The organism is Bacteroidota bacterium, from assembly GCA_030706745.1.
Taxonomy (GTDB): domain Bacteria; phylum Bacteroidota; class Ignavibacteria; order Palsa-1295; family Palsa-1295; genus PALSA-1295.
The window spans coordinates 139932-158972 of record JAUZNX010000006.1; the positions used below are offsets into that span (position 1 = coordinate 139932).

Genomic DNA, 19041 nt, shown 5'->3' on the forward strand with positions numbered 1-19041 from the left:
GTGTGAAGTGCTGAGTGCTAAGTGTTAGGGTACAGGGTCGTAGCCGCCTTTGTGGAAGGGGTGACATCGGCTAATACGCTTCACCGCGAGCCATCCGCCAGCGAATATCCCGTGCCGCTCGATTGCCTGCACCGCATACTCCGAGCAGGTCGGAGTATACCGGCACGACGGCGGGAACAGCGGCGATATGAGCTGCTGATACGCCCGAATGAGGAAGATAAAGATCGTTCTGATAGTCCCAAGAGGCCCAATTCGCCGCAAAAGTGCCGAGAGACCTATTGCTCCCGGAGTTTTGTTTCAAAATTACTATGAAAGCTGCAATCCTCACCGACAATCAGCCAGCTTCGAACGGTCATTCCATGAATGGCGGCACCTCCCGCAAGTTCGAGCCGGTCACTATCCTTCCCGACAAAGTACACGAGACGCTGAACCGGCACATGTTGGCCGATGGCTACGATCTCGTCGTCGATCTGGAGCGCTCGCGCGGCTCCTGGATCGAAGACGCCCGAAGTGGCAAGCGATTCCTCGATTTCTTTACATTCTTCGGATCGAGCCCGATCGGGCTGAACCATCCGAAGCTCTTTGAGCCGTCCTTTCAGGAGAAACTCCGGCGCGCGGCAGTCAACAAGCCGTCGAGCTCAGATGCATACACCGTTGAGATGGCCGAATTCGTCGAGACTTTTGCACGTCTGGCGATGCCGGAGTATCTGCCGCATTCATTCTTTATCGAAGGAGGCGCGCTTGCAGTCGAAAACGCTATTAAGACGGCATTCGATTGGAAAGTCCGTAAGAACTTCGCACGCGGCTATACCGCAGAACGTGGACGGCTCATCATGCACTTCCGTTACGCATTTCATGGCCGCTCGGGGTACACGATGTCGCTCACGAATACAGATCCGAATAAGACACAGTACTTCCCGAAGTTCAAGGAGTGGCCGCGCATCGATTCTCCGTATCTACACTTTCCGCAGACCGAAGCCAATCGCGAGTTGGCGCGCAAGGACGAAGCCCGTGCCGTGCAACAGATGAAGGACGCCTTCATCAATAATCCGGATGACATTGCCGCGATCATTATCGAGCCCATCCAGGCCGAAGGTGGCGATCACCACTTTTCGCCCGCATTCTTCCAATCGTTGCGCGAACTTGCGGACGAGAACGAAGCCATGCTGATTTTCGACGAAGTGCAGACCGGCATCGGACTGACTGGGAAAATGTGGGCGCATGAGCACTTTGTCAAACCTGATCTCATGAGCTTTGGCAAAAAGACGCAAGTATGCGGATTCCTTGCCTCGAACCGCGTGGACGAGGTCCACGACAATGTCTTCCAACGCTCGAGCCGGTTGAACTCGACGTTCGGAGGCAACTTGGTCGATATGCTCCGCTGCAAACGCTATCTCGAAATCATCACTGAAGAGAAACTTGTCGAGCATGCGGCGATCGAAGGCGAATTCCTGCTCGAAGAGGTCGAGAAACTTGGGATGGAATTCCCCGAACTCGTTTCCGAAGCCCGCGGCCGCGGCCTGATGTGCGCGTTCGATCTGGCCGAAGCGCAAATGCGCGACCTCCTAAAGGCGAAATGCTTCGAGGAAGGTCTGATTCTGATCGGCGCGGGCGACCGCTCAATTCGCTTCCGTCCGCCGCTGAACATCACACGCGAAGAACTTCAGATCGGACTCAATATCATTCGGGAGCAACTCAAGGAGTTGAGTCTTAGAGATTACTAACCAGAGAACAGACTCGCCCCTTGCCAATTACCATTTCGCCCGACGATTACTCCGCCTGGATGCGACTCCGCTTCCCGGAGTTGAATAAAGCTATCGATGATGGCCCCGCGCTCGGTGCCATCCACGCGCTCGCGGAAGAATCCGTTCGTGCCTGCAGCGCAATTTCTCACGTGTGCAAGCAGGAGCGCGAGCGATTCACCTATATCTCGATGATTCACAGCTCGCTCTATCGGCACGAGCGAGCTGTGCCATCGGAGGAACTGAAGCTGGCCGTGGGAAAAGTAGAATCTGTGATGATTCCGCTTGCCGCCTCGCTTGGGGTCGAGCACCGTTTCCTGGCGTTCTTCTATCTGTTGCACAATCCCAAAGTGAATGGCCTCCACGCCCAATTCCGTCCGGGACCGGGCGAGGCTGCTTTCGCGAACATCAACCGCGAAGGGACCAAGTACTTCCAAAGTGCTGCGCTTCAATTACTCGAAGCGCACAAACGACTCTCGTCGGGATCCAAAGACGTCCTCGAACTTCTCCATAGCGCCACAGCCGACTTCGAGCGCATTGTAACATTGAACCGTGAACTGGCGCAGACGCTCGACCGCGATGAATTCAAAGCATTGACCGAGTACTTCCAGACCGTCGTGGTCCAGGGCCGCACGTTGCGCGGAGTGAATGCTGGCGACCAACCGTGGTCCTATATCATCGATCTCCTGCTTGGAGTGAATCTCAAGCACGTATTCGAGATTGCGTTCGATCGGAAGTATCCGCCAGAGGTCCAAACGGTAGCGGATGCCATCATCCACGAGTTCAATCACGGCGATTATCTTAGACGTAATTATCTGCTGCCGGAAGACTACGCGAAGCTCGAGGAAACCGAAGCCTTGTTTGCCAATGGAGCCCCAAACATCATTGCCGCAGTTGCATCGGGCGACAGCGAAATCCTGAGCGCCTTGCGCGATGTCGCCCAGACCTATCTCATGACATCGAATACGCATCTTGGTCTGGCCCGGAAGTTTGTCCCGGTCGATCCGGAAAGCCACACACAGATTGGCTCTTCGGGGACGAATATTCAGAAATTCTTGAAGGATGGGCTGATTGATGAACGGGCACGCACCCTCGCCGTTGTGGAGCGGCTGAGGGATCAAGGTTGAGGGATGAAGGGTCGGATCCCACCCCTGTCCTTCAACCCATCATCCTTCAAACCTGCCCCGGAAACCCAACAATAAAATATTCGTTGAAACGTCAGTCGTCTATTCGTCGTCCAAATTATGAAGCTCTTATTACGCTATCTTCGCGGATACCGCAAGCTCGTCCTACTGACGCTTGGCTTGGCGGCGGTCAATACACTGTTTTCGCTCGTCGATCCAATGATCTTCGCGCGGATTCTGGATAATTACGTCAAAAAGTTCGAGGCGCTCTCCTCCTCCGAATTCTTTGGGGGCGTGGGACCGCTGATCCTGCTCATGATGGGCGCCGCGTTTGTCTCGCGAGTGGCCAAGAATTTTCAGGACTATTATACCAACGTCCTGACGCAGCGGCTCGGAGTCCAGATCTATAGCGAAGGCGTCGAGCATTCGCTCAAGCTGCCGTATCAGGTTTTCGAAGACCAACGAAGCGGTGAGACACTCGGGAAATTGCAGAAAGTTCGAACAGATACCGAGAAGGTTATCCAATCTGCAGTTGGCTTTGTGTTCACGACGCTCATCGGCGTTCTGTTCGTCATTGGCTATTCATTCTATGTTCACTGGAGCATTGTTCCGGCCTACTTCTTCGGAATGGCGGTGATCGGTTACATGAGTTGGGTACTCGGAAAGAAGATCAAGGCCATCCAAAAGAAGATTGTAACTCAGACAACCGCGCTTGCCGGATCCACGACAGAATCGCTCCGCAATATCGAGCTTGTCAAGAGTCTTGGACTTGCCGATCAGGAAATCCGCCGGTTGAACTCGACGACGGACAAGATTCTGCAGCTCGAACTTCAAAAGGTGAAGTATATCCGGCGCCTTAGCTTCCTGCAAGGGACTGTTGTGAACGGTCTGCGCAATGGCATTCTGTTCCTCATGCTGTTTCTCGTGTTCACCCACGCGATCACGTATGGGCAGTTTTTCGCGCTGTACATTTATTCGTTCTTCATTTTCAGTCCGCTGCAGGAGCTTGGAAATATCATCAATACATTCCGAGAAGCCGAAGCATCACTTAGCATATTCGAAGACTTGCTGAAAATGCCAATCGAGAAAAAGCCGGAGAAGCCCGCAGCAATCGGCACGATTCAGAGTCTGGCATTCGACGAAGTCTCCTTCAAGCATCTCTCTTCCTCCAACTTCGCGCTCTCCAATATATCGTTTGAGACTCGGCGGGGTGAGACCATTGCATTCGTCGGACCATCCGGAGCTGGCAAGACCACGCTGGTGAAGCTACTCGTCGGACTGTATCCACCGCAGGCAGGTCGAATCCTTTACAATGGAATTTCCGGGACGGATATCGACTTCGACGAACTCCGCGAGCGGATGGGAATGGTCACGCAGGATACGCAGCTCTTCAGCGGGACCATCCGCGAGAACCTCAGATTCGTCCGGCCTGATGCGACGGATGCCGAGTGCATGGACGTGCTACAAAAAGCTTCCTGTCAAGGTCTGCTTGCCCGCGCGCCGGAGGGATTAGACACGGTGATCGGCGAAGGCGGCGTAAAAGTCTCAGGTGGTGAAAAGCAGCGACTCTCTATTGCGCGCGCCTTGCTCCGACAGCCGAACCTGCTTGTGTTTGACGAGGCGACGTCTTCGCTCGATTCACTGACCGAAGAAGAGATCACGGAGACGATTCGCGAGGTTTCGAGCCGGACCGATCTCATTACCGTCATGATCGCACACCGGCTTTCGACCATCATGCATGCCGACCGGATCTTCGTGCTCGAACGAGGCCAGATCGTCGAGTCGGGCCATCACGCCGACTTGCTCGCGCTCAAAGGACTTTACTATGCCATGTGGCGTCAGCAGATTGGGGAGAGACATGCCCTCCATCCTGCGGGTGCGACTGTGACAGGTAATGGCAAGTTAATTACCGCGACTGGACGAGTCGAGCCGGTTAGCGCTGTTGCCCGCTAAGTCTACTCCGACACGAATACCTTCACCAACGCGCCTTCCATGTGGATGAAATAGAGTCCAGACGGGAGGCGCGGGATAGTCGCTGAAGTCTCTCCCACTGCAATTGACTGCTCGGTGATCCTCACACCGAGGGGTGTGAATACTTCGAGAGTTCTCGGATTCGGAGAGGATGCGAAAGCGCATTCGATGGAGCCGCCCAAGGAGCGAATGGATAAACTCCTTAATTGAGTCACCTCTCGCACTGCGGACGTACCATTTGTAAGATGAGTGGGAGGGAAGATTCCAGAAAGGTCGGCGGAGTAGGTGCCAAGGAGTGTCGATTTGTGGCCGTCACCTGGACCGATGTGATGGCAATACCTCTTCTCACATTGAAGACTTAGCATCTGCCCTACGCCGAGTTGTGGACATTGAATCGATGCGCTGTCGTAGGTGAGACCAAAAAGGAATGCGCTGCCAGAATAGCTCCAATCTGCGTGATACTGAAAACTCTCCCCAGAGGAGTCAACGCTAAACTGAAGTGTGCGAATGCTATCGCTATTTGGAGCGAAGACAATCCACACTCTAAAATCTTCTCCTCCAGAGTCAAACTCGCCCGAGTAACCAATTTGGCGCTGGTACCGTAGCGTATCTCCACGGATAACTAGGCTGGCACCCTTGAGTGTAGTGTCGACAGTAACGCCTATTCCTACTAGCACAGAGTCAGCAACCCACGGGTCAGCTTCGTAGCACTGGCCAGTCGTCGAGTTAAATCCGACATGCAACAGTTGTTGCTCAACCAGGAACGTGCCACGCAGTGTGAATGGCAGCTTCCACGGACATTTCCCGCTGTCCACCGGCGTTGCCCGAAGGCTGGTTGTCATACAGAGGATCGCGATTGTCGATAGTATCCACATGTAATCGTAGTTTGAATTTTGTATTCAAACCAACCAGTGACTCTCCGAATTCGGAGGGCACTCGGAATAGCCCTTTGCCATCACCACCGCCTACGTCAGCGGATTCGAATGCAGGAATGTCTCCTCGCCTTCATCGAGTCGGGTTAGCTCGCTCTTGATGTGCTCGAATGCGTCCTCTGGGGTATCACTGAAGTGAACGAGATTCAGATCGCTTCGAGAGATCATTCCGAATTCAGCAAGTTTATCGAAGTTCACGATTTGCTGCCAATAATCCTGACCGTAAACGACGATCGGCATCTTCTTGCGAATCTTGCCGGTTTGGATCAGGGTGAGGAGTTCGAAGAGTTCGTCCATCGTGCCGAACCCACCGGGGAAAATAACGAGGGCTTTACCGAGATATGCAAACCAAAATTTGCGCATGAAGAAATAGTGGAATTCGAAGTTCAGCTCATCGGTAATGTAACTGTTCGGCATTTGCTCGAAGGGCAACGCGATGTTGAACCCGATGGACTTCCCCCCGCCCAGCGTTGCGCCCCGGTTAGCTGCTTCCATGATGCCGGGTCCGCCGCCGGAGCAAATGACATATCGTTGTTTAAAGGAGTGCGTCTTGATGGTCTCCACATTGACGTAAGGAATTTGCTCCTTCACCTGCGCGGCCGCAATCTGACCTTTTGCCACCTGCGCTCGCTCATAATTTTGCGCGGCTTTGGTGATGGACCACTCCGTGAGAAGGCGCGCCAGCTCGGATGCCTCGACGTAATACCGTGAAAAATCGCTGTGCATCTTGGCGCGCCGCATCGCCTCATCGAGTTCGGTCTCGACATCGGGCGACATCGAGTTCGTTTGCTGGGCAAGCGAGCGAGCATTCTCAAGTTGGTGAATCTCCGCATCGACTTCTTCGGGCGACTGAATGCGGGCAGAGCCAAAGAATACAATAGTATCCCGCACGCGTGCATGCGAGAGCCGCATGCGCGGCTCGACATACTCCGAAAGCATGCGAATGATGCGAGCTTCAGGGCTCGTCAGGAAGGATTCGTTTAAGTATGCCTTTTCGGCGCGTTGTTTGACGGCTGACACAGTTTTAGGTGCTAAGTGCTAAGTGCTGAGTGCTAAGTGCGATGTACTCGTCATTGAATAACCATCCGGATGCAAGATTCATTTGTTACCAAAGGATGGCCATGGAAACAGAAAGGCCAACAATGGCCTGCGCCACAAGCGCATCGCGGGCGATCAAGGCCGATCGAGGTCGGAGAAGCCCAATGGGTGTCCAGTACGCCCAGCTAATTTGATGGCTCTGCAGGCCATTATAGACCCTGTTCTCCCATGAGCCATGCGAAGGAGGATTGAGCGCATAAGCCCAACCATAATATCCGAGATCGTCGCCCCAGGTCCACCAAATTAGATTGAATGCGATCGCCGAACTCAGACCACATGTCTTGTACAAAAAATATGTGATCGCGGCCTGCGCCACGCTCTGAATGCCATGATAGACCCACGCAATATTGTGCAACTGCCGGACATCGAGATTGAAGCCGACATAATCGAGCAATGAAAACGCAAGTGACGAGCCAATTACATATTCGATCCGTTGCACGCGCAAGCGATCCTGGGCTCGGGTGCTGGAAGCAAGGAGCAGAAGGCAAATAGCCATGAGAAGAAAGAGGCGCAGACAATTCACCAAAGGAATGCCAATGAAATTGAAAACCCGACGATTGCCTGAGCAACAATCGTGCTCCGTGCGATGGAACTTCCTTTTGGTCGCACCATTCCAATTGGTGTCCAGGATGCCCAGCTGATTTCGGGATTATTCCGCAAGCCGTTATCGGTCCGATTGAGCCATGGCGATGGCAAATTAAGCGCATCAGCCCAACCATAAAATGCCAGATCATCTCCCCATGTCCACCAAGTCAAATCGAAGGCGAGTGCCGCAGGCAGGCCGCAGGTCCGATACAGAAAATAATTAATGGCCACACCAAGAGAACTTTGCAGAATATGATAGACCATCAACCCCGAACTTCCGTTATCAAAGTTGAAGACGGTTCGTCCGCCGCTATATGCAAGAAAATCGAACAATGAAAATGCCGCCGTCGCGCCAATCACATATTCGAACCGTTGCGCACGCAAGCTATCCTGGGCTCGCACCACCTGGCCCGAGGCAATTCCAACGAGGAGAACACTAAGAACCAATTGTCGAACGGTCACCATAAGATACTCATGGAAAGTGCAAATCCGACCGCCGCCTGACCATACAACGCGTCGCGTGGGATGATGCTGTTGGGAGGCCTCATGAGCCCGATCGGAGTCCACCCTGCCCAGCGAATCGCATTATCACGCAAGTTATTATCGAGGTTTCGATTCGGCCATGGAGCGGCCGGATTAATTCCGAGCTGATATCCATAAAAAGCGAGATCGTCGCCCCAGGTCCACCAGACAAGATTGAACGCGATTGCCGAGTTCAGACCACAGGTCTTATACAAGAAGTAGGAAATTGCCGCTTGTGCTACAAGTTGTAGACTCCGGTAGACCACTTTGCTATTACCCGGGTGATTGTAGATGTCGAGATTCCAGCCCAGATAATCAGCAAGCGCAAACGTCAGTGAGGCACCGACGACATACTCGATCCGCTGAACACGCGTGCTATCCTGCGCCTGCACGTCGGTCGCCAGAAGCATTGTGAGGACGACTGGTATGATGATCGTTCTCATAGGCTTCACCAGAGAATTGCCATTGAAACGGAGAATCCAACCATCGCTTGCGCAATCAAAGCATCGCGGGCGATGAGGCTGCCTGGCGGGCGCAACACACCGATGGGTGTCCAACTGGCCCACGTAATGTGATTACTTCGAAGACCATTTCCCTCCCGGTTCTCCCAAACCCCAACGCTTTGCTTCCCGGGATTGAGCGCATTCGCCCAGCCATAATAACCGAGATCATCGCCCCATGTCCACCAAATCAAATTGAATGCGATCGTCGATGGTAAGCCAAATTTTTCGTAGAGTAAATAGCTCATTCCGGCCTGTACTGAGGATTCTATGAGTCGATACCATATCGGCGCGTGACCGTTTACATTATCGACGCGAGCGAGACTATACCCGACATAATCGGCAAGCGAGAATGCGACTGATGCGCCAATGACATATCCTAAACGTGCGAAGCGCGCACTATCCTGGGCCCGCGATGGCGAGCCGAAACACAAGAGAACGAGTAGGATAACTTCAAACGACCGCATATTATGTCAGTACCGCGCTTCCTGCATCGACCACTACTTTGATCGCTGCTCGTTCGGAGAAGCCATAGCGGAAGCCTCTCCTGAAGAAGTGAATAGAACCCCATGAGGAAGGATCGAGCATGCGCTATCGAATGATTTGAACTGCTCGGGTCTGAATGGAGCCACAAGCATGTACCGTAACAAAATAGGTCCCGCCAAACAGTTTGCTCAAATCAATATTTGTTGCGTGGTCGCCAGTGGATTGCTCGACGGCATTTATGTGCTGGGCTGGGATTCCAAGAATGTTTGTGACTTCAATTGACACGGTCGAATGATCGCACGGAATGGAATAGTGGAGCTCGGCCGAAGATCCTTCCGCATTCAGGATGGCACTGAGAACGAAATCGTTTTGGCGCTGTAGTGGGGTGCTTGCCACGCCGGCCTGAGGGGCAAGCTTCAATACCCAGGCATCGTTGCCACCATGATTGCCAGACACGTCGCCATCGTTAGAGGATGTGTGCCCTGCAATCATATAGCCTCCATCATTTGTGGGAATGATACAATGAAGCCATTCATAGCCACTTCCACCAAGTCGCTGCTGCCACAACAGATTACCGCTCGAATCAACTTGCATGAGCCAACCGTCAAAGCCACCATGTTGTCCGACAGCATCCGTGTCGTTGCTCAGACCGCAAATGGTGTATGAGCCATCTCGATTTTGGACGATGGACCAGAGAGCATCGACCAGTGTCCCGCCAAAGCATCGTTGCCATTGAATATTTCCGGCGGAGTCGAGCTTGAGAAACCAGCCATCCTTTGAGCCATGATTGCCAGATACATCGAAATCATCCGACATAGCCATCCCCCCAACTGCATAGCCACCATCAGAAGTCTGAATGATGCAATTGCCCCAGTCGTTCGCGGAGCCACCATACTGTCGTTGCCACTGGATCAACCCGCCATTATCGAGCTTACACACCCAGAGATTATAGAATGTATCTTGGCGGGGATATCCCCCCACATCACCATCGGTCGAATTCGTAAGCCCGGTCACGGCAAATCCACCATCGCGGGTCGGGATGATCGCCTGAAAGAAGTCCCGAGCAGATCCTCCGAGATAGCGTTGCCAATTGGCTGCGCCATTCGGAGCGTTGAGTTTTACCACCCAACCGTCATCATTCTGGCTGGCGCCACCGTGGTGCGCGCCCGTCTCCGGTGTCGCTGACCGGTTGTACCCGGCAAAAACAAGCGAGCGATCCGCCTGCTCGACAATGCCCTCAGCAGCATCTTCATTCGGGCCGCCAAATACTTTCGACATCTCAATGGCACCGGTATCATCGAGCACGATGATCCAGGCATCGCCACATCCATTGTTCATGGGCACGTCGCCATCGCTCGACTCCGCCCGAATCGCCACGGCGTACCCGCCATCTCTGGTCTGGATGATCTGATATGCCTCTTCATTCTGCGTTCCACCGTAGCATTTTTGCCATTCCAGGTTGCCGCTGGCATCCATTTTCACCACGTAGGCGTCCTCATTTGGGCCAGTGTGATGGCGAGGAAGATCATTGGATAGGGAATACCCGCATGCCGCGTATCCTCCATCGCGGGTTTGGATAATGGAGAAGAAATAGTCATCGCTGATCGATCCAAAGCACTTTTGCCATTGAATGCTTGGCTGCGCATGGGAAAGCTTCGGCAGCAACAGCATCGCAAGACCAAGAATCGCAAAACTCAGAATTGCCCGGATAAGAGGCGTTCGAGAGAGTAAGACCATCACCCGTTAGGAGTAGCTCGATGAATTTTGCGTTGCTTCAAACGATGAGAACTTACCATGATGGGTACAAATTCCGCTATTAAATCGACTTCATTTCGCGTGCGAGGTGTAATTCCATCCCTGGTCTAGTGTTACTTATAGTACAGGCATGCGTAATTGTCTGTAAGGTTTTGCATCAGATTCATCCGCTATGGCGCTTAGAATGGCACAATGGTTGATTTTAGGAAACATAAGGACGGTTTTGGTGGAAGGCTGAGTTTCAAGTCGTAATTTCGAAGTGGAATGCGGGACCATACAGGTCCTTCGCCACACAAGTTTAGCTGCTGTTAGGAGAAACATTATGCCAGAAGGCAATTTTTCAAATCGAGTTCAGGACGTCATTCGGCTGTCGCGCGAAGAAGCGATCCGGCTAGGCCATGATTACATCGGCACGGAGCACCTGCTCCTCGGGATTATTCGGGAGGGCGAAGGGATCGCGGTCAAGATCCTCCGCAATCTCGGGGCCGACCTTTATAAGATCAAGAAGGCGATCGAGGATACCGTTCGGTCATCCGGATCGACGCTCACGATCGGCAATATCCCGCTGACCAAGCAGGCTGAGAAGGTGCTGAAGATCACCTATCTCGAAGCCAAACTGTACAAGAGCGATGTCATCGGCACCGAGCACCTGCTGCTGTCGCTGTTGCGCGATGAGGATAATATTGCCGCGCAAATCCTGAATCAGTTTACGGTCACCTACGATGCCGTACGTGCCGAGCTTGATAATATCATCTCGGGCCGCCCAACATCACCGCCAAAAACCGCCGCGGCAGACGCGACGAAAAAGCCCGAGCGGACGAAAACGCCCGTGCTCGATAACTTCGGTCGCGACCTGACCAAAATGGCTGCGGACGACAAACTCGACCCCATTGTGGGCCGAGAGAAGGAGATCGAGCGCGTGAGCCAGGTGCTCTCACGCCGCAAGAAAAATAATCCGGTGCTTATTGGCGAGCCAGGCGTTGGCAAAACCGCAATCGCGGAAGGCCTGGCGCTGCGCATCGTTCAGAAGAAGGTCCCGCGCATTCTTTACGAGAAGCGCGTGGTCACCCTCGATCTGGCTGCACTCGTGGCCGGCACAAAGTACCGCGGTCAGTTCGAAGAGCGTATGAAGGCTGTGATGAACGAGCTTGAAAAAGCGAAAGACGTCATTCTCTTCATCGATGAGCTTCATACAATCGTTGGCGCCGGTGGCGCTTCGGGTTCGCTCGATGCTTCGAACATGTTCAAGCCGGCGCTGGCCCGTGGCGACATCCAGTGCATTGGCGCGACGACGTTAGACGAGTACCGCCAGTACATCGAAAAGGATGGTGCTCTCGACCGACGCTTCCAGAAGATCATTGTCGATCCGCCGACTGTCGAGCAGACGATCACGATCCTGAATAACATCAAGCTGAAGTATGAGCAGCACCATAGCGTGCATTACTCGGAGAAGGCGATCGAGCAAGCTGTAAAACTTTCCGACCGCTATATCACGGACCGTTTCCTGCCCGATAAGGCCATTGACGTGCTCGATGAAGCCGGCAGCCGCGTGCATCTGGCAAATGTTCATGCGCCGAAGAATATTGAGGAGCTGGAGAAGAAGATCGAAGAGGTCAAGACCGAAAAGAATCTTGTCGTCAAGACCCAGAACTTCGAAGAAGCGGCTCGCTTGCGCGATCTTGAAAAGAAGTATCAGCAAGATCTCGAATTGGCTGTTTCCCAGTGGGAGGCCGAGACGGGCGCACAGGTCTACGAAGTCAGCGAAGAGGACATTGCAGATGTCGTCGCAATGATGACGGGTATCCCGGTTAACAAGGTTGCCGAAGGTGAAACCTCGAAGTTGCTCAACATGATGGAGTCCCTGCGTGGCTCTGTCGTTGGTCAGGACGAGGCCATCGAGAAGTTGACGAAGGCAATCCGCCGGGCTCGCGCCGGACTCAAAGATCCGAATCGGCCCATCGGCAGCTTTATCTTCCTTGGCCCTACGGGCGTGGGAAAAACCGAGCTCGCGAAAGTGCTCGCGCGGTATCTCTTCGATACCGATGATGCACTGGTGCGCATTGACATGTCGGAATACATGGAGAAATTCTCCGTGAGCCGATTGGTCGGCGCGCCTCCAGGATACGTCGGGTACGAAGAAGGCGGCCAACTGACCGAGAAGGTCCGTCGCAAACCGTATTCGGTCGTACTCTTGGACGAGATCGAGAAAGCGCATCCAGATGTGTTCAACATCCTGCTGCAAGTACTCGATGATGGCCAACTTACCGATTCGCTCGGTCGCCGCGTCGATTTCAAGAACACGATCATCATCATGACGTCGAACGTCGGCACCAAGGACATTAAGAAGCAGGCCCGCATCGGATTTGGGGAGTCTGCCGGCGGCGATGAACATACGAAGATGAAGGACCAGGTCGATGAGTCCATGAAGCGACTCTTCAATCCGGAATTCCTCAATCGTATCGACGACACGATTGTCTTCCGTCACCTCGAGAAGGACGATATCAAGCTGATCATCAAGATCTCGCTCGGCAAGTTGCTCAAGCGGGTGCATGAGATGGGCGTTGAGGTCGAACTGACCGATAAGGCGCTGGACTTCCTCTCCGAGAAAGGATATGACAAGACATTCGGCGCGCGCCCACTCAAGCGCGCAATGCAGAAATTTGTCGAAGACCCAATCGCCGAGGAAATTCTGAAGGGGACGGTCAAGGATGGTACACTCGTCAAGGTCGATGTCGCGGCTAACGGAGCAGAGTTGCTGTTTACGATCGAGACGAAGGCGGGTGTCGGACCGGACGCACAGCCCGTTTCCCTTCCAACGGCCTCGATCGATGAAGTGATGAAGGAAGCCGGCATCACGACGGCCCCACCAGAAGAAGAAGCGCACCACGAAGCGCACACGGATTCTGGCGGCGATCATCCAGAACCAGCAGAGGTATAAATAGAAAGGCCGGGTCTTTGACCCGGCCTTTTCATTTCAACACAGCTTTGCTGTTGCCTGAGAGTTAGGCTGCTTCCAGCACTCCGCCAGAGGCAACCTTCGTGTTCGATATAAGGTCGCGCTCACCTAAGTTTACGCCACCGAAGAAGCGCGCGCGGTTGTAGGCATCGAGGTTCTTATTGCAGACGATCTGGAAGCAGGTCGAATTACCTTGCTTCGCAATATCGACCGACCAGGCCAGGAAGATCTCCCAGCAACGGAACCACCACTCGCCATACTTGGCAAGAATTTCTGCTTTGTGCGATTGCCAGTTGTTGTACCACTTCTGGATCGTGAGTGAGTAATGGATACCAACATTTTCGACCGAGTGAATTTCGAAGCCGGCACCTTCGAGGCGCTTGACAACAAAACTGAGCGGGCAACTCGCGTCAGCACCAGGGAAGATATACTCTCCCATAAATCCGCCCCACACGAGCGACTCCTGATGATATCCGGCGCGAAGTCCGGCGATCTGAAGATAAAAAAGCCCGTCGTCTTTCAATAGTCCGGCAATCTGCCTCATGAAGCGCTGGAAATATTTAACGCCCACGTGCTCGGCCATTTCGAGGCATGAGATCTTATCGAACTTGTCCTGCGGGATCGAGCGGTAGTCCATGCGGTGAACGCGAGCATGACTCTTGACACCCCAACGCTCGATTTGATCGTTCGCGTAGTCCGCGCCCTTTTGCGCAATCGTGATACCGGTCGAGTCCGTCCCGTAATACTTGGCAGAATGTGCGACGAGCGTTCCCCATCCGCAGCCAATATCAAGGTGGCGCTCGCCTTTCTTCATCTGCAATTTTTGGCAGACGAGGTTCATCTTCTGGTCCTGCGCCGTCTCCAAGTCCTCGAGACCCGTCTTGAAAAAGCCAGACGTATAGACCATACGGTCACCTAAAAATCCAGCGAAGAAATCATTGCCGCGATCGTAGTGATCCCGTATCACCCGCTCATCCTGCGCCTTCGAGTGGATGGTGACCTGGGGTATGAACTTCGAGAACAGAAATTTCAGATGGTGCTGCGTGTATTTGTAATTGAAAAAGAACGTTCGGTTCTGGATGATCTCCTGCACCGAGCATTTGAGATCCACACGCCCGTTCATGTAGTCCTCGATGAATGTCGTGATCGGAATCTTGACACCGTTCTGATAGCGCGACTTCACGCTCTGATCCTTGACGGAAACGACGTCCGTGATATTCTTGATTTGCTGCATATTGTTGAAATAGACGATGGAAACTTGAGTAGGCGGGACTCTGACGAAACGGACCGGAACAGGCGTGTCCGGGCTCTAGGAGTACGAGCAATCAGGGGGAATCGTTCACTTCTCCCCCGCAACCTTCGGCAAAGCCTGGTACTCCTCGGTGGAGCGGACGATCGAGTCGATATATTCGAAAAGCTGTTCCGGATGGTAAGTATTTGGATGCAACCCTTGAATCGAGCCTTGCCACGTTATCGTGTGGTCCAGCGTATCGGCCTGGATGCGAAGCGAGTGGTGCAGCGTGTCGGTCTCGCTGGTATGGGTAAATTTGGCGGGCATTTGGTAGAAATGGAGCACCAGCGCCTTGTTCAGGATCAACAACTGCTGGCCCGGATCGAGTGTGATATTTGTCTGCGCGTAGTGGCCCGGCGCGATCTCCTTTTTGTAGTATCCTTCATACGTGTTCAGCTCGCTTTTGCCGGGATACGAGCACCGGATATCGACGTGGATGATATTCGTCGCCGTTTTCTCGCTTTTGAAATTAACAACGCATGAAGAGGCACACAGGGCAAGTGACAAAACCAAGAGTGATTTCATAGCTATTTGTTTATATCCAGTCTCATTCCGCAGGCATGACCGTAGGAATCGTAATTCTCGCCGAGAGCACCAAATCCATAGGAATAGACGGCAATGGGAGACACGCAATTCACAACATGGCGACCAGCTTCCACTAATAGTGGTACGACACTCAGTTTGTCAGCTATTCGTGTATGCTTGACGTTTGGGCCAATCTTCCGGCCATCGACGCGGATCGAACTGAACGCGGAGTCGGGGGCCACAATATTGAGGTAATGATACCACTGACCTGTGCCGACGGAGGTCGTCGCTACTTCTTTGATAAACCGGTCGTTCGGCACTACGATCAGCATAAACGGATCGCCAATTTTGATGCTGTCTGCATTTGCACTCGTCGAGTACTGCGCCACAAGCACTGGCTTCGAAGCCTGAATTTCTGCATCCGAATGAAGTGTGTCGATTTCGCAATATCCTCCCTTCTGCAAACTCGCCACGCGGGCGCCATTGAGAACGACCTCTGTTGAGTCCTCCCGCGCAATGACACGCACGACAGAATAGGTCTTGCCTTCGAACTTCGTCACGATAAATTCCTTTCCCCAATCGTTGGCCGGCGGCTCCTCTTCGAGCAGCATATCGCAGAACTGCACGTCATTCGGCACTTGCGCGCATCGATGGCCGGTGAAGAAGGCGATGGGCTTGCTGGCTGTCACGATTGTTCCAGTCAGGTCACTATGCGCCGAATCGCCCGCGCCTTGTGATTGGAAGACTTCGCCACGGTTCAGCACAAACATGATCGTCCTTCCGGCAGGCTCGCCATCACGCGTCGTGGCAGTCAGATGGGCCGTCACGAGTGTATTGTCCTCGGTTGCGATAATTTCTGCCTGAGAAGTGAAAGTCGGATAGCCTTGAGACATCAACGAGGCATAACCTGCTACGATATATTCCTTCCCAAGCATTGACGTTGGAATCGCCACATAGCTATCGGTGCTCGCCTTGCGATGACTCACGGCCGTGAGTGTTATATCGTGATCGCACGTGACGTGAATGGACTTGCGCTCGACCTGCCCGCTGGAAGTGATAACGATCGACGAATCGATCTCAACGGGAATTTCCGCTCCATACTCGACCGAAAACGGGATCTTCCCTGTGTCGTTCATCAGCTGGATTGTGCCGGTCGTCCGCGAGTCAGACGTGATATGAAGGGTCAGCTCAATGGCGGTACCCTGCTCGTAAATGGCATTGGCCGGAAAGCAAATCCAGAAATCGCGGCCTTGATAGCCCTGCCCAAAAGCAGAGGCGGCGATACAAGTCAGGAAACAGGCGAGGATTATGCGTTGGATCATTTGGCTGCGAATTTACGTGTAACATTCTCCCGGTTTCGAAGTTCTTATCATCGACAAGTAATTCGTGAGCACCCAACCCTACGTTATTCTGAGCGCAGTGAAGCATCGCTTGCCCTTCGGGGAGCGGTCCTTTAGGATTCGCTCTGTTCAGAAGAAGCTTTGCGTTGCACTCTTACTATTTGTGGTTTTGTCCTCCCTTGCCAATGCCCAGCCGCAGGAAAATCTCTGGCAAAAGCTTGCGACGTTCCCGCATAAGATCTTCACGATTCAGTTTCTCGATATGCCAGGTCCTCCACGCATCGGGTTTGTGGGCGCAGATAGTATGGTCTATCGCACCACGAATGGCGGCGAAACCTGGCTGCCAACGGTGGCCTCCGATTACGGTTTCGATGCATCCGATTTCGCATTCAAAGATTCGCTCACTGGGTGGTTCTCCAATTGGTCATCGACTGGCGCTCCGTACTTCAAGACAACCGATGGCGGAGTGACGTGGTCCGCTCAGACCGCTCCGACCGCCTACTGCTCCTCGATATGTTATCGGCCAAAGCAAAATCTTCTCTTCCTATCTGTATGGCCCGTTCAGGGAATCAAACACTCGTGCCTATCTACCGATGAAGGTCTCACGTGGAGCGTGTTCGCGACCGATCCTCCACTCAATGGCTACGCCTTCCTGAACGACGATAGTGGTATTGTTACACACTATCACGATCCCGGTTACTTGCGAACGACGGATGGCGGTTTGACCTGGACAGGCGTCCTTCGTGGCGGCAATGACGAGACCTGGCAACCCCTTGCTGATACCGTGCACCAACTCGTTTGGGCCGCATCGGAGAACCATCAGACCCTCAATGTCTCCTCGGATGGCGGACTGAACTTCGTCAGCTTGCTCCCGGGTCGCAAGTTCTGGACCACCGGCACGATGCGCGAGAGCCCCTGTGGTGCGCTCTTCGTCGAAGCAAACAATGACCCCAACAGTACGAGCAGCGGCATACTTCGATCGGACGACGGTGGCCAAACATGGCCGCCCGTCACAGATCGGCGCGGAAACATCGGACCGTCCGAAGAAAATGACACGCGATTTTATGTACGCGGCAGCTACATTTACGCGCCCGGTGAAGATGCCGCCGCAACGACCTTCACGTTGTGGCGATACATTGGAGACTCGACTGAGTATGATGGCGGGCACTTCGATCGTCCGCTGGCAGCATCGCATCGGATTGAGATCAATGGTTTACAGTGCGGCCCGACCGATTCTACGTTCTTCATTCGTTATCTGAATGATTGTGTACCGGCCGTATTCGACTCGGCGAGAATCGAGCCACCATCGCGATTTCGTCTGGTACTTCGGGATACACTGCCCTACCCGATCAGTGGCGATTATCCGATTATTATCGAGCACGATCCGCTATTCCACACACCGGATACCGGGACGCTCTACCTCGCGTACCATTCGCACGGTGTAGCATATTACGACACCGTACGAATCACTGGCAACGTCGCCGGCAATCGCTTGCTACCCCACCTGACACTGCTCGCCAATGGCAATCCATCAGCACAAGTCAAAGCTGGTGATACTGTGTTGCTCACGCTGCGTCTGCTCGATTCCATCTCCGGCTCAACCGGACTCGATTCGATTCTGATGCAGACTTCATTCGATAGCACGATGCTCGAGCTTGCTCCTGGCCCTGACGTCATGCCACCATTCTCGATCTTACGCGAATCGCACACACTTGGGAGCGAAACGCTCGTCGTGCGGCACCCGCACGGGGAAGATTTGCCCGCAGGTACTGACATCGCGCGCATACCCTACCGGACATATCTCACGATAGGCCGCGAAGCAATTTACTCCGCCGATCAAATTCGTTTTAATGATACGCTCTTCGATGATTGCGTTGCAGCGGCATCCATCACGAATTCCCCATTTGACATCACCATCCTTGGCTGCGGCGATTCGACACTCCGGGCTTTCATGCAAGGCGAGCCGCTGATTCAGATCCTGCGCGTCCAGAGTGGCAGCGAACCATCGATTGATCTGCATGCATCGCGAGATTTTGACGCAGAAGTTGTCGTCTTTACCGAACTGGGAATTCCAGTGAGAACGATTCCAATGTCGTTACTTTCTGGCGATCAGGCGGTGAGTCTTGAGGGATTGCCGAGCGGATTCTATATGATTGGAGTTCAATACCATGGGCGCTCCATTGCGCGAAGCAGAGTCGTTGTAGTTCGGTAGCG

Annotated in this window: 16 protein-coding genes; 5 read left to right on the top strand and 11 right to left on the bottom strand. The window is 53.5% G+C overall.

Annotated elements, in window-relative coordinates; all coding sequences use genetic code 11:
* Window positions 1-24: 24 nt before the first annotated feature.
* Window positions 25-234 (bottom strand): membrane protein insertion efficiency factor YidD, encoded by a 210-nt coding sequence (yidD, locus tag Q8902_08935; protein ID MDP4199682.1) that lies wholly within the window; start codon window positions 232-234, stop codon window positions 25-27.
* 74 nt (window positions 235-308) lie between these two features.
* Between yidD and lat the strand changes: the two genes are divergently transcribed.
* The 3 genes from lat (at window position 309) to Q8902_08950 (ending at window position 4819) form a co-directional block, all read left to right on the top strand.
* The gene (gene lat, locus Q8902_08940; GenBank protein MDP4199683.1) at window positions 309-1724 is read left to right on the top strand and encodes an L-lysine 6-transaminase; all 1416 of its coding nucleotides are present in this window, start codon (window positions 309-311) and stop codon (window positions 1722-1724) included.
* A gap of 20 nt (window positions 1725-1744) precedes the next feature.
* A complete protein-coding gene (locus tag Q8902_08945; protein ID MDP4199684.1) occupies window positions 1745-2869 on the top strand; it encodes a DUF1864 family protein in 1125 nt (374 codons plus the stop codon).
* Between the two features lie 117 nt (window positions 2870-2986).
* Window positions 2987-4819 (top strand): ABC transporter ATP-binding protein, encoded by a 1833-nt coding sequence (locus Q8902_08950; GenBank protein ID MDP4199685.1) that lies wholly within the window; start codon window positions 2987-2989, stop codon window positions 4817-4819.
* A gap of 2 nt (window positions 4820-4821) precedes the next feature.
* Here Q8902_08950 and Q8902_08955 read toward each other — a convergent pair whose 3' ends face one another.
* The 7 genes from Q8902_08955 to Q8902_08985 form a co-directional block, all read right to left on the bottom strand.
* Window positions 4822-5712, bottom strand: coding sequence for a hypothetical protein (locus Q8902_08955; GenBank protein MDP4199686.1), 891 nt, complete (start codon window positions 5710-5712; stop codon window positions 4822-4824).
* A 90-nt stretch (window positions 5713-5802) separates the two neighbouring features.
* Window positions 5803-6789 (bottom strand): LOG family protein, encoded by a 987-nt coding sequence (locus Q8902_08960; protein MDP4199687.1) that lies wholly within the window; start codon window positions 6787-6789, stop codon window positions 5803-5805.
* An 85-nt stretch (window positions 6790-6874) separates the two neighbouring features.
* Complete coding sequence (locus Q8902_08965; protein ID MDP4199688.1) at window positions 6875-7363, bottom strand: hypothetical protein; 489 nt, start codon at window positions 7361-7363, stop codon at window positions 6875-6877.
* Between the two features lie 23 nt (window positions 7364-7386).
* Entirely contained in the window at window positions 7387-7917 is a 531-nt protein-coding gene (locus tag Q8902_08970) for a hypothetical protein (protein ID MDP4199689.1), read from the bottom strand.
* Complete coding sequence (locus Q8902_08975; protein MDP4199690.1) at window positions 7911-8417, bottom strand: hypothetical protein; 507 nt, start codon at window positions 8415-8417, stop codon at window positions 7911-7913. Before Q8902_08975 ends, Q8902_08970 begins: the two co-directional genes overlap by 7 nt.
* A 5-nt stretch (window positions 8418-8422) precedes the next feature.
* On the bottom strand, window positions 8423-8941 hold the full coding sequence (locus Q8902_08980) for a hypothetical protein (protein ID MDP4199691.1): 519 nt from the start codon (window positions 8939-8941) through the stop codon (window positions 8423-8425).
* A gap of 124 nt (window positions 8942-9065) precedes the next feature.
* On the bottom strand, window positions 9066-10700 hold the full coding sequence (locus tag Q8902_08985) for a hypothetical protein (protein ID MDP4199692.1): 1635 nt from the start codon (window positions 10698-10700) through the stop codon (window positions 9066-9068).
* A 337-nt stretch (window positions 10701-11037) separates the two neighbouring features.
* Here Q8902_08985 and Q8902_08990 point away from each other — a divergent pair, with 337 nt between their 5' ends.
* Window positions 11038-13653 (top strand): ATP-dependent Clp protease ATP-binding subunit, encoded by a 2616-nt coding sequence (locus Q8902_08990; GenBank protein ID MDP4199693.1) that lies wholly within the window; start codon window positions 11038-11040, stop codon window positions 13651-13653.
* Between the two features lie 64 nt (window positions 13654-13717).
* Here the strand turns inward: Q8902_08990 and Q8902_08995 are convergent, their stop codons facing one another.
* The 3 genes from Q8902_08995 to Q8902_09005 form a co-directional block, all read right to left on the bottom strand.
* Window positions 13718-14905, bottom strand: coding sequence for a cyclopropane-fatty-acyl-phospholipid synthase family protein (locus Q8902_08995; protein MDP4199694.1), 1188 nt, complete (start codon window positions 14903-14905; stop codon window positions 13718-13720).
* 105 nt (window positions 14906-15010) lie between these two features.
* Window positions 15011-15487 carry a hypothetical protein gene (locus Q8902_09000; protein ID MDP4199695.1) on the bottom strand — a complete coding sequence of 159 codons (477 nt, stop codon included), beginning with the start codon at window positions 15485-15487 and terminating at the stop codon, window positions 15011-15013.
* Between the two features lie 2 nt (window positions 15488-15489).
* A complete protein-coding gene (locus tag Q8902_09005) occupies window positions 15490-16809 on the bottom strand; it encodes an IgGFc-binding protein (protein MDP4199696.1) in 1320 nt (439 codons plus the stop codon).
* A gap of 64 nt (window positions 16810-16873) precedes the next feature.
* Between Q8902_09005 and Q8902_09010 the strand changes: the two genes are divergently transcribed.
* Window positions 16874-19039 carry a hypothetical protein gene (locus Q8902_09010; GenBank protein MDP4199697.1) on the top strand — a complete coding sequence of 722 codons (2166 nt, stop codon included), beginning with the start codon at window positions 16874-16876 and terminating at the stop codon, window positions 19037-19039.
* Window positions 19040-19041 lie beyond the last annotated feature (2 nt).

What these genes read in the sequence shown, in the direction of transcription:
- lat (MDP4199683.1), top strand. Translation starts at nt 309, where the DNA reads ATGAAAGCTGCAATCCTCACCGACAATCAGCCAGCTTCGAACGGTCAT.
- Q8902_08950 (MDP4199685.1), top strand. Translation starts at nt 2,987, where the DNA reads ATGAAGCTCTTATTACGCTATCTTCGCGGATACCGCAAGCTCGTCCTA.
- Q8902_08955 (MDP4199686.1), bottom strand. Translation starts at nt 5,712, where the DNA reads ATGTGGATACTATCGACAATCGCGATCCTCTGTATGACAACCAGCCTT.
- Q8902_08965 (MDP4199688.1), bottom strand. Translation starts at nt 7,363, where the DNA reads ATGGCTATTTGCCTTCTGCTCCTTGCTTCCAGCACCCGAGCCCAGGAT.
- Q8902_08970 (MDP4199689.1), bottom strand. Translation starts at nt 7,917, where the DNA reads ATGGTGACCGTTCGACAATTGGTTCTTAGTGTTCTCCTCGTTGGAATT.
- Q8902_08975 (MDP4199690.1), bottom strand. Translation starts at nt 8,417, where the DNA reads ATGAGAACGATCATCATACCAGTCGTCCTCACAATGCTTCTGGCGACC.
- Q8902_08980 (MDP4199691.1), bottom strand. Translation starts at nt 8,941, where the DNA reads ATGCGGTCGTTTGAAGTTATCCTACTCGTTCTCTTGTGTTTCGGCTCG.
- Q8902_08990 (MDP4199693.1), top strand. Translation starts at nt 11,038, where the DNA reads ATGCCAGAAGGCAATTTTTCAAATCGAGTTCAGGACGTCATTCGGCTG.
- Q8902_08995 (MDP4199694.1), bottom strand. Translation starts at nt 14,905, where the DNA reads ATGCAGCAAATCAAGAATATCACGGACGTCGTTTCCGTCAAGGATCAG.
- Q8902_09000 (MDP4199695.1), bottom strand. Translation starts at nt 15,487, where the DNA reads ATGAAATCACTCTTGGTTTTGTCACTTGCCCTGTGTGCCTCTTCATGC.
- Q8902_09005 (MDP4199696.1), bottom strand. Translation starts at nt 16,809, where the DNA reads ATGATCCAACGCATAATCCTCGCCTGTTTCCTGACTTGTATCGCCGCC.